This window comes from Sphingopyxis sp., from assembly GCF_035944815.1.
GTDB lineage: Bacteria > Pseudomonadota > Alphaproteobacteria > Sphingomonadales > Sphingomonadaceae > Sphingopyxis.
This window is the reverse complement of sequence record NZ_DASZAU010000008.1, coordinates 45,135-57,757: the sequence shown is the minus strand read 5'-3', so window position 1 is coordinate 57,757 and position 12,623 is coordinate 45,135. Positions and strand designations below refer to the sequence as shown.

Sequence of the window (12,623 nt, the reverse complement as noted above, 5' to 3'; positions counted from 1 at the left end):
GAGCGCGCCGGTGATGATCATCGCGGTGTTGCCGAGCGTGAAGCCCATCGCCGCCGCGGCCCAGCCCGAATAGCTGTTGAGCATCGACACGACGACGGGCATGTCGGCGCCGCCGATCGGGATGATCAGCAGGAAGCCGATCGCGAAGCTCAGGCCCGTGATCGTCCAGAACACCCACGGCGACTGGTCCTGCGTGAAATACGCCGTCAGCGCGACGATCGCGGCGAGCGTGCCGAGGTTGATGACGTGCCGCCCGGGCAGCATGATCGGCGAACCCGACATATTGCCGTTGAGCTTCAGGAAGGCGATGACCGATCCCGAGAAGGTGATCGCACCGATCGCGATGCCGAGCCCCATCTCGATACGGCTGACGACATGGATCTGTCCCGCGGCATCGGCGATGCCGAAGGCGACGGGGTTGAGATAGGCGGCGGCGGCCACCGCGACCGCGGCGAGACCGACAAGGCTGTGGAACGCCGCGACGAGCTGCGGCATCGCGGTCATCGCGATCTTGCGCGCCATCACAATGCCGATCACCGCGCCGATGCCGATCGCCGCAAGGATTTCGATCAGGCCGACGGTGTCGAGAACAAAGCTGCCGTCTCCGTCGAGAACCATCGCCTCGGGCGCATGAGTGATCATGGTGGTGACGACCGCGATCGTCATACCGATCATGCCGAAGCGGTTGCCGCTTTGCGCCGTCGCCGGGCTCGACAGGCCGCGCAGCGCGAGGATGAAGAGGATGCCCGACACCAGATAGGCGATAGCGGCGTAAGGATTTACCGCGCCATGGCCGCCGGTCGCGGCCGAGAGAATGGTCTGTACGTCCATCTCAGCGCTCCTTCTTCTTGTACATCGCAAGCATGCGCGACGTGACGGCAAAGCCGCCGAAGATGTTGATGCTGGCCATCACCACAGCGGCGAGGCCCAGCCATTTCGAGGTCGCCGACCCCGCAGCGGCGCTGGCGATCAACGCACCGACGATGATAACCGACGAAATGGCGTTGGTGACGCTCATCAGCGGCGTGTGCAGCGCCGGAGTCACCGACCAGACGACGAAATAGCCGACAAAGCAGGCCAGGACGAAAATCGAAAAAATCGCGATAAAATCCACGGGCTCGCTCCCCTGCTGATTCCGTTTCGCGCACCTCTTGCCGTGCGCCGTCCGGCGTGTCGACTCCAAAGCTGTCAAAAAGGCAGCGCGCGCATTTCCCGGCGCGGGAAATGCGCGCATCTGGCGACATAAAATATCGCGGGGCCGGCCGAACCGGCGACAATTCACATATTGGGGATCAGCACCGCATCGACGACGTGCACGATACCGTTCGACCGATCGACATCCGCGCCGGTCACCATTGCCTTGTTGCCGCTGGTACTGGTGAGCAGGATCGCATCGCCGCTTTTCGTCGCGGTCAGTTCCGGTCCGTCGATCGTCTTGAGCACCGCCTTCCCGCCCCCTTCGGCGATTTTGGCGGCGATGTCGGCGGCGGTCAGCTTCCCCGGAACGACATGATATTTGAGAACGCCGGCGAGGACGTCCTTTTGCGCGGGGCGCATCCAGCCGTCGCGGGTCACCGGTGCGACCTGCGCAAAGCCGGCATCGGTCGGCGCGAAGAGAGTGAACGGTCCGGTGCCCGAGAGCGTTTCAGCAAGGCCTGCTGCCTGCAGGCTGTCCGCGAGGCTTTTGAATGTTGGCGAAGCCGCGATGCCTGCCGCGATCGTGGTCGCCGAACTTGCTGCCACGGGCTCGTCGACGGTGGAGACCGCCGCCGCAGCCTCCACCGCAGGCGCCTCGTCGGGCTTGCTGCTGCAGGCCGAAAGCGCGAATGCGACCGCTGCGGCCGTCAGGATGAGGGGGGTCTTCATGGTCCGTCCTTCAAATTGACGACCGCAGCGGCGCGAATCGTCAGCCGAGGGTCGGCATCAACACCCCGTTGATGACATGAATATTACCGTTCGACTGCTCGACGTCGGGCTGGGTGATGAACCCGCTGCTGCCCTGCGTGCCATCGACCTTGATGTTGCCCTGCACCTCGGTGAAGGTCAGCGCTTCGCCTTCGACCGTGTTCAGCGTCGCCTTGCCGCCGCCGGCCTTGATCTTGGCATAGAGATCCTCGGCGGTCACGCGGCCGGGAACGACATGATAGGTCAGCACCTTGGCGAGCGATTCGGTGTTGCCCGGATTCATCAGCCAGTCGGTCATCGACTGTGGCACCGCGGCAAAGGCCTGATCGGTCGGCGCAAACATCGTGAAGGGCTGGCCGGCCAGCTTTTCCGAAACGCCGGCCGCGGTCAGCGCGTTGGCCAACGTCTTGTGGTCGGGCTTGGCGCCGATTTCGAGCGCGATACCCGTCGGCTCTGCCGGCGCGGCGGCTTCGGCGGGCGCTGCCGCGTCGGCAGCGACTTCGGCTTCAGTAGCGGGGGCCGCAGTTTCGGCCGGGGCAGGTGCTTCCTGCGCATAAACGGGCGACAGCGTCGCAAATACAAGGAGGGGAGTGGCGAAAAGCTTCGCAGGCATCATCAATCAGTCTCCAGTTGGTTTAACGTCAGGGTTAGCTACCCTGGACACATAGTAACCAAAGTAAGTTTCGTGAAAAGGCCGAAATCCGCCATTTTTGCCCAAGCCCCGACGCACGCGCCCGATCGACACCGATACCGGCCGTATGCCGCGGCCTGATCGGGACGGGATTGCGGGCCGGTTGATCGGGAGAATCGACCGCTGCTATTCGCGCGTGCGATACGCGAGAGCTGTGGCTATAGACGCGCCATGAACAGCAAGCGCTCCGTTGTCATTTCGCCCCAATTTACCAGCTTCGTGGGGCGCGGCCCTTGTGATCCGACCGCCCTTCCCGGCGACGCGCTGATCCTCGGCTTTGGCGATATTGGCGAGCCAGCCGTCATGATGCTCGGTCAGGACGATCTGACCGCAGAGGCGATCGACCATCTGGTCGTGTTCGCGATCGGCCGCGAAGCCTGTTCGACGCTGTTCGGCATGCTTCCCAAGCCGGAAGGACGCTGGTACCTCCCCGCCGATCTTCGCGGGCTCGGCCGCGCACTCGTCGCGGTAGATGGCGACAGTCCGGCATCGACCATGCTTCGCACCGCGCGCAGCATGGAATTGCTCTGCCAGCTTTTCGCCGCTCTCGAAGCCGACCGTATGGTCGAGGTCGGCGGCGCGACGACGTTGAGCGAACAGGATATCACGCGCGTGGCAGCCGCGCATCAGTTGGTGAACGAATGCTGGCAGGAGAAGCTGACCGTCAGCACCGTCGCGCGCCGATGCGGCCTCAGCAAGGCGAAGCTCACGCACGGGTTTCGCCAGCTCTATCAATGCACGGTTCCCGAAGCGGTCAGCGCGCGTCGGCTTGAACAGGCCAGGCAGTTGCTCGCGCAGAGCGACTTGCCGATATCGAGCATCGGATATCGTTGCGGCTATTTGAGCAACGCAAGCTTTACCCGCGCCTTCGCGCGCCGCTTCGGCATGGCACCGACCGAAATGCGGCGGTTGGAAATGACCCCGTATGCCAGTTGATGATCGACGTACGGAAGACAGGTGCATGACAGCGATGTTCGGCCGGCTGCCCCCCGTTCCCGCCTGGTCCTCGGCGCTGATCGCCGGTCTCGTCGGCTTTGGCGGAACCATCGCGCTGGTCGTCCAGGCGATGCGGCATCTCGGTGCGTCGACGGCGCAAACCGGATCGGCGGTCACGGCATTGTGCCTTGGCATTGGAGTCGCAGGCGCTGCGCTGTCGTGGCGCCTGCGCATGCCCGTCGTGCTCGCCTGGTCGACGCCGGGCGCAGCGCTGCTCGCGGCCGCGACCGCCGGCCTGTCGTGGTCCGTCGCGATCGGTATCTTCCTGTCGGCGGCGCTGATGATGATCCTGCTCGGCGCGGTGCCGCTGCTCGGACGGCTTGCCGAGCGCATCCCGGCGCCGATCGCGTCGGCCATGCTGGCTGGCGTCCTGCTGCCCTTCTGCCTCAAATTATTCGGCCTCGGCGCAGCCGATCCGCTGCTCGTCGCCCTGCTCGTCGCGGTCTTTGTCGCGGCGCGGCAGCGCTTTCCGCTCTATGCTTTACTGCTTGCGCTCGCCGCCGGCATGGCGCTCACGCTGCTGCGCGGCGACATCGAACCGCTGCCGCCCGGCGCCACGTTCGGCACACTCATCCCCGTCGCGCCGGTCTTCGACGCCCGGGCGATCCTCAGCGTCGGATTGCCGCTGTTCCTCGTCACGCTCGTATCGCAGAATCTGCCCGGCCTCGTCGTGCTGCGCAGCGCGGGCTATGAACCGGCGCCGCGCCCGTTGCTGGTCGGCACGGGCGTCGCATGGCTCGCAGCGGCGCCCTTTGGCGCCCATGGCGTCAATCTCGCCGCGATCACCGCGGCAATCTGCACCGCCGAGGAAGCGCATCCCGACCATGGAAAAAGATGGACGGTCGGTATGCTCTATGCCGCATTTTACCTGCTGCTCGCCATTTTTTCGCCGTTGCTGGTGCGCCTCTTCCTCGCGCTCCCGCCGTCGGTGATCGCAGCGCTGACCGGCGTGGCGCTGATCCCGGCGCTGCTTGGTGCGATGGGGACGATGCTGGGCGCGCAGGAGGACCGCGACCCGGCGATATTGACCTTTCTCGCGACGGGGTCCGGGCTCGCCCTGTTCGGGCTGGGGTCGGCTTTTTGGGGACTGGTGGTCGGTTTTCTGGCGCTCGCCGCGGGCCGGTTCCTGAGACGCGCCTGACGATTACACCGGCAGCGTCACCGCCGCTTCGGTTCTAGCGGCCATCGCATAGGCTGCCTTCATACGCGCGAATGTCATCACCTGCCCGGCCATGATGTCGAGTTGCATCGCGATGCCGTCGTCGGTGAGCAGGCCGTCGGGATCGAAAAGCGGCTGGCTGCTGTTCGCCGTGACCGCCATCGGCGTGGGCCAGCCGCGCAGCGCATGGGTGATCGAGCGTAGCGTCGCGAGCGTACTGCCCGCCGCCTGCCATCCGCCCGCAACCGCGATCAGGCCCACCGCTCGGCCATCGAAATAGGGCTGCGCGTCGGAGACCAGGTCCTGCGCGTAATCGAGCGCATTCTTGACCACCCCCGACACCGTACCGTGGTAGGCGGGCGAGGCGACGATGATGCCGTCGGCATCGCGTAGCGCCGCCATCAGCGCCTGCGCCTTCGAACAGCGTTCGCTGCGGTGCGGCGCGTACATCGGCAGATCGATCGCCTCGCCCGCGAAAAGACGTGTCTCCGCGCCCTGCGCCTCGCAACGTATGAGCGCGTGCCGGAGCAGGCGTTCGGCCGATCCGCCGGCGGTGGCGTTTCCGCCGAGTGCGACGATGCGGGGACGATCGATCATGACTTCCTCCTCAGTTGAAGGTCACCTGGCTGCCGCCGCGAAGGAACGCGATCGCGTTGCGGCGGAGGTGGTTGGTGCCGGGATTGAGGATCGGTTCGGGCGAATATTGCGCGAGATAGACGCGGCGCATGTTCGGGGTCGAGTTCGATCCGGTTGCGTGGAGCGCGAGGCTGGAGAAAGCGACGATGCTGCCCGCGGGCACCTCGAGCGTTACACCCTCATTGTCGCCGGTGTAACCGACGAGGTCGTTGCTGCCCGGCTGGCGGATGTGCGGGACGATGCCGTCGCGCGTCTCGGGCGCCTGCGAGAAAGGCATGATGCGGACGGTGCCGTTGGCGACGGTGGTGTCGTCGAGCGTACACCAGCAAGTCAGGTACGGCTTGTGATCGGCGGGGCCGCCGTTGCCGACGACATAACCCGAATCCTGATGCCAGCTGAACGGCATGCCTTCGCTGGCGCCCTTCACGACATATTGGTCGTAAAAGAAATAGGCGTCTTCGCCGAGCGTTGCGCGGCAGACGTCGGCCATCGTTTCGCTGAACAGCATCTTGCGGAGATCGGGCTGCTGGCGCTGGCATTCGCCGGCGAAATAGCGCTTGCCCTTGTGGCTGATGCCATCGACTTCGACACCGAGGCTGTCGAGGCGGGCGTCCTCGCGGTCGATCACGCGGCCGCATTCTTCGCGGAGCAGGTTGAGCAGCGGGCCTTCGAGGATGCGTTCGAAGACCGCATAGCCTTCGGTGGCGAATTGTTCGCGCTGCGCCGCATAATCCATTTCGTCTCTCCCGGATTTATCCAATGCGGATCTGATACCCCCGATTCGTCCATCGCATCCAATCGAATTGCATCCAGCAGTCATACGTCTATACTATGGCCTATGCGAATGAGACAGGTCGAGGCGTTTCGCGCCGTGATGATGAGCGGGGGCATTACAGCCGCCGCGACGATGCTGAATATCAGCCAGCCGTCGGTGAGCCGGCTGATCGCCGACATGGAGCGTGCGGTGGGCTTTCGCCTGTTCGACCGGCGCGGCGCGCGGGTGCACCCGACCGCGCAGGCGCAGGCGCTGTATGAGGCGGTACGGCGGAGCTATGCGGGGCTCGACCTGCTCGACCAGGCCGCGCGGCGTATCCGTGCGCATCCGGTGGGCACGGTACGGATCGCAGCGCTCGCGGCGATCGCGATGGCGATCCTGCCGGCGGTGATCGCGCGTTTTCGCATCCTTTATCCCGACATCAAGATCACGGTGGAATCGCTCGGCCAGCGCGCGATCGAGGAGCGCGTCTTCCTTGGGCAAGCCGACCTTGGCATCGGGGTCGATGCGCAGGGGCGCGAGGGCATAAGGTCGACGATGCTCGCGCGTGCCGAATATGTTTGCATCCTGCCCGCGAACCACCCGCTCGCGGCGCGACCGCATCTGGCGGTCGAGGATCTGGCAGGCGAAGAGTTTATCGGCCCGATGCACGAGGCCGACGCGCTGTGGAATGGGATCGACGCGGCGCTGGAAACATCGGGTATCCCGGTGTCGCGCCGGCTGGAAACGCAGCATTCGCAGATATTATATGCCTTTGTCGAAGCCGGGCTTGGCGTGTCGATCGCCGAGCCGTTCAGCGCGCCCTTGTTCCACCGGCTGAATGTCGCAATCCGCCCGATCGCGCCGCCGGTCTATCTCGATTTCGCGTTGCTCGAACCCGATATCGGCCCGACACCGGAGATTGTGGCGTGGCTCAATGCCGATGTGGCGCGCGAAACTGCCGCCTGCCTCGACCATGTCCGCAAGGTCGTCTCGTCCAAGCCATAGCATTTGGACATAACAGACCGACATTTCTCGATTGGACTGATATATATTTTCCGCGCATCCCTAAGTCGGCGGATTGACCATATTGTCAATCGAATAAGTAGATATTAGGGGGCACGCCGAGCCTCCTACTCGACGCACGAGCGGACGCAGATCCGCTGTGGCCTCTTGGGGAGGATAGAATGAAGTTTTCGCCGTTCAAAAAAACCCTGTTCCTGTCGTCGGCGCTGAGCGCCGCTGCGCTGGCGATGCCCGCCGCCGCGCAAGAGGCCGCCGCCGAAACCGATGCGCCCTTCGCCTCGACCGACATCATCGTCACCGCGCAGAAGCGCGAGCAGAATCTTCAGGACGTGCCGGTCGCCATCTCGGTCGTATCGGGCGCGCAGCTCGAGCGATCGAACGTCAATTCGGCCGAGCAGCTTTTCCAGCGCGTCCCGACGCTGACCTTCCGCAAGGGCAACACCAACAAGGATTCGGCGCTGTCGATCCGCGGCGTCGGCACGATCAGCTTCTCGTCGGGGGTCGAACCGTCGGTGTCGACGGTCATCGACGGCGTCGTCTACGCGCGCACCGGCCAGCAGACGTCGGACTTCCTTGACGTCGAACGCATCGAAGTGCTGCGCGGGCCGCAGGGCAGCCTGTTCGGAAAGAATGCCAGCGCCGGCGTGATCAACATCGTGTCGCGCGAGCCCGGTAACGAGCTCGGCGGCTACATCGACGCCGCCTGGTACGAGGGCAATGAATATCGCATCCGCGGCAGCATCGGCGGCCCGCTCGGCGACGGCATCCGCGCGTCGCTCACCGGCTTCTGGTCGCAATATGACGGCAACGCCCGCAATGTGTTCAACGGCAACAAGGTCAACGGATACGAACATTGGGGCGTGCGCGGCAAATTGATTGCCGAGCCGACCGACAACCTCAAGATCACGCTGATCGCCGACTATTCGAAGAACAGCGACAATGGTTTCGCCGACAGCATCGGCACCGTCTTTTCCTCGGCATTCAACAACGCCGTATTCATCCCGAGCCTCGCGCCGCTGACGCTCGACGGCAAGAACAAGGACATCGACAACGACCTCGATCCCTATACCAAGGACAAGAACAGCGGCGTGTCGGGGCAGATCGACCTCGACCTTGGCGGGGTCACGCTGACCTCGATCACCGCGTACCGCCACTGGTACAATTACCAGCAGCGCGACGGCGATTTCCGGTCGGATGCGCCCAAATATGTCAACACCGGCACCGCGTCGGGCGACGTCCGTTCGCACGACCGCGGCGACCTGAAGTTCGACCAGTTCACGCAGGAGCTGCGCATCGCGTCGGCAAATCCGCAGTTTTTCGAATATGTTGCGGGGCTTTATTATTATCACACGAAGGAAGTCGATTTCTTCAATCGGACGGTGACGAGTTGCACCGCGTCGACGCTGCCGACGGTCGGCGGGCTGACGCCGTGCGCCGCGGGGTCGTCGACCTATGTCACCAACGAAGGCAATGCCGATTTCACGACCAAATTGACGAGCTATTCGGCCTTCGGCCAGGGCACGTTCAATTTCACCGATGCGTTCCGCGGCATATTGGGACTGCGCTACACCGAGGACAAGGTGAGCTATGACTTTGCCCGCCGGTCGACCTCGCTGACCGCTTTCCCCGGCGTAAACCCGGCCTTCACTGCGGCGGGGTCGATCAAGGACAATGGCTGGTCGGGCAATGCCGGCCTGCAATATGATCTGACCGACGATATCGTCGGCTACGCCACCTATACGCGTGGCTACAAGGGGCCGGCGCTCAACGTGTTCTTCAACATGCAGGCGCGCGATACCGGCCGCATCGACCCCGAAAAGTCGGACGCCTATGAAGTCGGCCTGAAAACCCGGCTGTTCGACCGCCGCCTGACGCTGAACATCGCGGGATTTTACGCCAAATACGACAATTATCAGGCGAACTTCCTCGACCTCGTCGCCGGGCAGGTCGTCACGCGCCTGACCAATGCGGGCACGGTGTCGACGCGCGGGATCGAAATGGACTTCAACGCCGCGATCACCGACGATTTCTCGCTGTCGGGCGGGTTCAACTACACCGACGCGCATATCAACAAGTTCATCTGTCCGTCGGGCGCCGCGGTGACCTGCGCCGATGCGATCAACGGCAAGCCTTTGCCCTTTGCCCCCAAGTACAAGGGCACGGTGACGATGGACTGGCGTTTGCCGCTCAATATCGACGGGTTCAACGTCGATCTGAACAGCTCGCTCGTGTATCAGAGCCGCACCCAGTTCGACATCAACCAGAACCCCAATGCGTTCCAGAAGGCCTATGCGATCTGGGATGCCGGCATCAAGGTGAGCACCGACGACGACAAATACAGCCTGTCGTTCATCGTCAAGAACCTGACCGACAAGCATTTCGTGATCCAGCGCATCCCGAACGGGACGAGCTTCATGCGCCAGATCACCCCGCGCGATGCCGAGCGTTATTTCGGCGTCACCGCACGGATGAATTTCTAAAGACCCCCTGCCCCGCCGCGTCCGTCCACGACGCGGCGGGGTAATTATATGGACGGCCCGCCCTGTGGCCGCGAAAGGATCCTCCCCTATGGCGCTCGATGCGCTCGATACCGGCTTTGCGCTCCGCCTCGGCGGGCAAGTGATCCTGAAGCATGGCGAGGGCGCGCCCTGTTTCTTCGTCGGACGCGGGGTGCCGCACGTCCATGCGAAGCTGGGGCATTTCGATGTGGGCCAGGAGGTGATCGAACGCATCGCGCTGGGGCATGTCGAGGACGATGGTGAGGTGCTGCGTTTTGCCGAAGCTGCCGGGAAACCCTGGCTGCTCGAAGCCGCTGTGTCGGGCGATGATGGCGATGCGGTTATCGCGCTGACGGCGCTCGACGCGACGCTCAACCGGCTGTGGCTCCGCGTGCCCGCCGATGCGGGCGAGCATGTGTGGGGCGGCGGCGAGCAATTCTCCTATTTTGACCTGCGTGGGCGGCACTTCCCGCTCTGGTCGAGCGAGCCCGGCGTTGGACGCGATCCCTCGTCGGAGCTGTTCAGGCAGGTCGAGGCGCACCGCAAGGGCGGTGGCGGCAGCTATTCGCACACCAATTATCCGCAGCCGACCTATGTGAGTTCGCGGCGCTACGCGCTGCACGTCGACAGCTTTGCCTATGCGGCGTTCGATTTCCGCGCCGAGGATTATCACGAGGTCGAGGTGTGGGAGATTCCCGCGAAGATCGAGCTATGGGCGCGGCCGCACTTCACCGAACTTGTCACCGCGCTGTCGGATCGCTTCGGGCGCCAGCCGCCGCTGCCCGAATGGCTGCTCAAGGGTGCCGTGATCGGGCTGAAAGACGGTGACAACAGCTTTGCACGCCTCAAGGCCTATGAGGAGGCCGGGGTCGCGGTGTCGGGGCTTTGGTGCGAGGATTGGGTGGGCCTCCGCATCACCAGCTTCGGCAACCGGCTGTTCTGGGACTGGCAGTGGAATGCGGAGCGCTACCCCGACCTGCCGGCCCGGATCGCCGAGCTCAAGGACCGCGGCATTCGTTTCCTCGGTTATGTGAACCCCTATCTCGCGGTCGACGGCCCGCTCTATGCCGACGCCGCCGCGCAGGGTTTCATGGTGATGCACCCCGAAAAGGACGAGCCCTATGTGATTGACTTCGGAGAGTTCGATTGCGGGCATGTCGATTTCACCAACCCGGAAGCCGCGCAGTGGTTCGCCGACACGATCATTGGAGAAAAGATGATCGATTTCGGCCTGTCGGGCTGGATGGCCGACTTCGGCGAATATCTGCCCGTCGATGTGCGGCTGGCGAATGGCGAGAGCGGGATGACCGCGCACAATCGCTGGCCGACGCTGTGGGGCGAGGTCAACGCCAAGGGTATTGCCGGACGCGAGCAGACGGGCGAGATGATGGTGTTCATGCGATCGGGCGGGGCCGGCGTGCAGGGCCATTGCCCGATGCTGTGGGCGGGCGACCAGTCGGTCGATTTTTCACGCCACGACGGCATCGGCACGGTGATCTGCGCCGCACTGTCGGCAGGGATGCTGGGTAATGCGCATCACCATAGCGATTGCGGCGGTTATACGAGCCTGTTCGACACGGTGCGCGATGCCGAGCTGGCGATGCGCTGGGCGGAAATGTCGGCGTTCACGTCGATGATCCGCACGCACGAGGGCAATAGGCCGCGGCAGAATGTGCAATACGACGACGATCCCGAACTGCTCGCGCATTTTGCGAAGATGACGCGCGTTTATGCGCATCTGGCGCCGTACATCCGACGGTTGTCTAAGGAGGCTTCGGAGACGGGCTTGCCCGTGCAGCGGCCGCTGTTCCTGCATTTCGAGGATGATGCGGAGACCTATGCGATCCAGACGAGCTATTTGCTCGGTCCCGACCTGCTCGTCGCGCCGGTGATCGCGGCGGGGAAAAGCGAGTGGACGACCTATCTGCCTGCCGGCATCGAGTGGGTGCATATCTGGTCGGGCAAGACCTACGCAGGCGGTAGCGATGTGACCGTCGCCGCGCCGTTCGGGCAGCCGCCGGTATTCTATCGCGCGGGATCCGCCGATAGCGCACTGTTCGACGCGATCGTCTCTGCCTGAGCGACCTCCTTCAGTACCGTCACAAAGGCGGCGACGAGCGCGCTGCGGCTGCGGTTGCGGAGGAGATGGATCGCATCGCGGGTGACTTCGGCCGGCGGGAGCGCGATCATCGCGAGGCCGCTACGCTCCGCGAGCCGCCGAGGCACGACGGTGATCGCGCGGCCGCTCGCCGCCATGTCGAGGCAGGCGGCGGTGGAATCGAGCTCGTAATCGGGGAATTGTCCCGCGGCGACGCGGGCACGGAGCGCGCGCGGGAAATTGCTGCCCGGCGCGGGACGCGGGAGCGCCCAGGGGAAATCGGCACTGTCGCCCTCGCCTTTCGCAAGCGGATGATCGGGCGCGCAGACGAGCATCAGCGGCTCGGGCGGCAGCGGGATGCAGAGCACCTCGTCGGCGTGACCCGACGATGCGAATTTGGCGCGGTTGCAGACGACGAGGTCGAGGCGGCGGTCGACGAGCGTTTCGAGCAATTGTTCGGACGGGCCTCCGGTGACGGTGACGCGCACGCCCGGGTGCATTTCGGCAAAGCGCGCGATCGCGTCGGTGAGCAAGGGTTGCAGCGGATAGGGGCCGCTGCCGACCGCGACGGTGCCGCCCGTCGGCTGGCCGAGCCCGCGCGCTTCCTGTTCGAGGTTCGCAGAGGCGGCGATGACGTCGCGGGCGGAGCGGATCAGCCGGTCGGCGTCGCTCGTCGGGCGCACATAATGGGTGGTGCGGTCGAAGAGCGTGGCGCCCAGTTCCTCCTCGAGCTTCTGGATCGATCGGGTGAGCGCCGATTGCGTGAGACCAAGTTCGTCGGCGGCGCGCGCGTAGCTGCCGAGGCGGTAGAGCGTGTCGAAATGGCGGAGGCGGCGGAGGTTCATGGCGCGCACCATATC

Annotated in this window: 12 protein-coding genes; 5 read left to right on the top strand and 7 right to left on the bottom strand. The window is 64.4% G+C overall.

The window, feature by feature from the left end:
- From VGU00_RS10880 to VGU00_RS10865, 4 genes are all read right to left on the bottom strand, one after another.
- A partial coding sequence (locus VGU00_RS10880) for an NAD(P)(+) transhydrogenase (Re/Si-specific) subunit beta (protein WP_327468366.1) occupies window positions 1-831 on the bottom strand: 831 nt, incomplete at its 3' end.
- Between the two features lies 1 nt (window position 832).
- Complete coding sequence (locus VGU00_RS10875; RefSeq protein ID WP_058803547.1) at window positions 833-1,114, bottom strand: proton-translocating transhydrogenase family protein; 282 nt, start codon at window positions 1,112-1,114, stop codon at window positions 833-835.
- A gap of 164 nt (window positions 1,115-1,278) precedes the next feature.
- Window positions 1,279-1,866 carry a fasciclin domain-containing protein gene (locus VGU00_RS10870; protein WP_327468364.1) on the bottom strand — a complete coding sequence of 196 codons (588 nt, stop codon included), beginning with the start codon at window positions 1,864-1,866 and terminating at the stop codon, window positions 1,279-1,281.
- Between the two features lie 40 nt (window positions 1,867-1,906).
- Entirely contained in the window at window positions 1,907-2,521 is a 615-nt protein-coding gene (locus VGU00_RS10865) for a fasciclin domain-containing protein (RefSeq protein ID WP_327468362.1), read from the bottom strand.
- 246 nt (window positions 2,522-2,767) lie between these two features.
- Here VGU00_RS10865 and VGU00_RS10860 point away from each other — a divergent pair, with 246 nt between their 5' ends.
- Complete coding sequence (locus tag VGU00_RS10860; protein WP_327468360.1) at window positions 2,768-3,532, top strand: AraC family transcriptional regulator; 765 nt, start codon at window positions 2,768-2,770, stop codon at window positions 3,530-3,532.
- A 25-nt stretch (window positions 3,533-3,557) separates the two neighbouring features.
- The gene (locus VGU00_RS10855) at window positions 3,558-4,733 is read left to right on the top strand and encodes a benzoate/H(+) symporter BenE family transporter (RefSeq protein WP_327468358.1); all 1,176 of its coding nucleotides are present in this window, start codon (window positions 3,558-3,560) and stop codon (window positions 4,731-4,733) included.
- A gap of 3 nt (window positions 4,734-4,736) precedes the next feature.
- Here VGU00_RS10855 and VGU00_RS10850 read toward each other — a convergent pair whose 3' ends face one another.
- Together VGU00_RS10850 and VGU00_RS10845 are read right to left on the bottom strand one after the other, a co-directional pair.
- On the bottom strand, window positions 4,737-5,348 hold the full coding sequence (locus VGU00_RS10850; RefSeq protein ID WP_327468357.1) for an NAD(P)H-dependent oxidoreductase: 612 nt from the start codon (window positions 5,346-5,348) through the stop codon (window positions 4,737-4,739).
- 10 nt (window positions 5,349-5,358) lie between these two features.
- Window positions 5,359-6,123 (bottom strand): phytanoyl-CoA dioxygenase family protein, encoded by a 765-nt coding sequence (locus VGU00_RS10845; protein WP_327468355.1) that lies wholly within the window; start codon window positions 6,121-6,123, stop codon window positions 5,359-5,361.
- Window positions 6,124-6,225: 102 nt separating this feature from the next.
- Between VGU00_RS10845 and VGU00_RS10840 the strand changes: the two genes are divergently transcribed.
- The 3 genes from VGU00_RS10840 (at window position 6,226) to VGU00_RS10830 (ending at window position 11,745) form a co-directional block, all read left to right on the top strand.
- Window positions 6,226-7,149, top strand: coding sequence for a LysR substrate-binding domain-containing protein (locus tag VGU00_RS10840; RefSeq protein WP_327468353.1), 924 nt, complete (start codon window positions 6,226-6,228; stop codon window positions 7,147-7,149).
- A 179-nt stretch (window positions 7,150-7,328) separates the two neighbouring features.
- On the top strand, window positions 7,329-9,647 hold the full coding sequence (locus VGU00_RS10835) for a TonB-dependent receptor (protein ID WP_327468352.1): 2,319 nt from the start codon (window positions 7,329-7,331) through the stop codon (window positions 9,645-9,647).
- Window positions 9,648-9,735: 88 nt separating this feature from the next.
- Window positions 9,736-11,745, top strand: coding sequence for an alpha-glucosidase (locus VGU00_RS10830; RefSeq protein ID WP_327468350.1), 2,010 nt, complete (start codon window positions 9,736-9,738; stop codon window positions 11,743-11,745).
- On the opposite strand, the gene VGU00_RS10825 is transcribed toward VGU00_RS10830, so the two are convergent.
- Window positions 11,691-12,608 carry a LysR family transcriptional regulator gene (locus VGU00_RS10825; RefSeq protein WP_327468348.1) on the bottom strand — a complete coding sequence of 306 codons (918 nt, stop codon included), beginning with the start codon at window positions 12,606-12,608 and terminating at the stop codon, window positions 11,691-11,693. The two genes, VGU00_RS10830 and VGU00_RS10825, sit on opposite strands and share 55 nt — an antisense overlap.
- Between the last annotated feature and the right edge of the window lie 15 nt (window positions 12,609-12,623).

What these genes read in the sequence shown, in the direction of transcription:
- VGU00_RS10840 (WP_327468353.1), top strand. Translation starts at nt 6,226, where the DNA reads ATGCGAATGAGACAGGTCGAGGCGTTTCGCGCCGTGATGATGAGCGGG.
- VGU00_RS10850 (WP_327468357.1), bottom strand. Translation starts at nt 5,348, where the DNA reads ATGATCGATCGTCCCCGCATCGTCGCACTCGGCGGAAACGCCACCGCC.
- VGU00_RS10855 (WP_327468358.1), top strand. Translation starts at nt 3,558, where the DNA reads ATGACAGCGATGTTCGGCCGGCTGCCCCCCGTTCCCGCCTGGTCCTCG.
- VGU00_RS10860 (WP_327468360.1), top strand. Translation starts at nt 2,768, where the DNA reads ATGAACAGCAAGCGCTCCGTTGTCATTTCGCCCCAATTTACCAGCTTC.
- VGU00_RS10830 (WP_327468350.1), top strand. Translation starts at nt 9,736, where the DNA reads ATGGCGCTCGATGCGCTCGATACCGGCTTTGCGCTCCGCCTCGGCGGG.
- VGU00_RS10835 (WP_327468352.1), top strand. Translation starts at nt 7,329, where the DNA reads ATGAAGTTTTCGCCGTTCAAAAAAACCCTGTTCCTGTCGTCGGCGCTG.
- VGU00_RS10865 (WP_327468362.1), bottom strand. Translation starts at nt 2,521, where the DNA reads ATGATGCCTGCGAAGCTTTTCGCCACTCCCCTCCTTGTATTTGCGACG.
- VGU00_RS10845 (WP_327468355.1), bottom strand. Translation starts at nt 6,123, where the DNA reads ATGGATTATGCGGCGCAGCGCGAACAATTCGCCACCGAAGGCTATGCG.
- VGU00_RS10825 (WP_327468348.1), bottom strand. Translation starts at nt 12,608, where the DNA reads ATGAACCTCCGCCGCCTCCGCCATTTCGACACGCTCTACCGCCTCGGC.
- VGU00_RS10870 (WP_327468364.1), bottom strand. Translation starts at nt 1,866, where the DNA reads ATGAAGACCCCCCTCATCCTGACGGCCGCAGCGGTCGCATTCGCGCTT.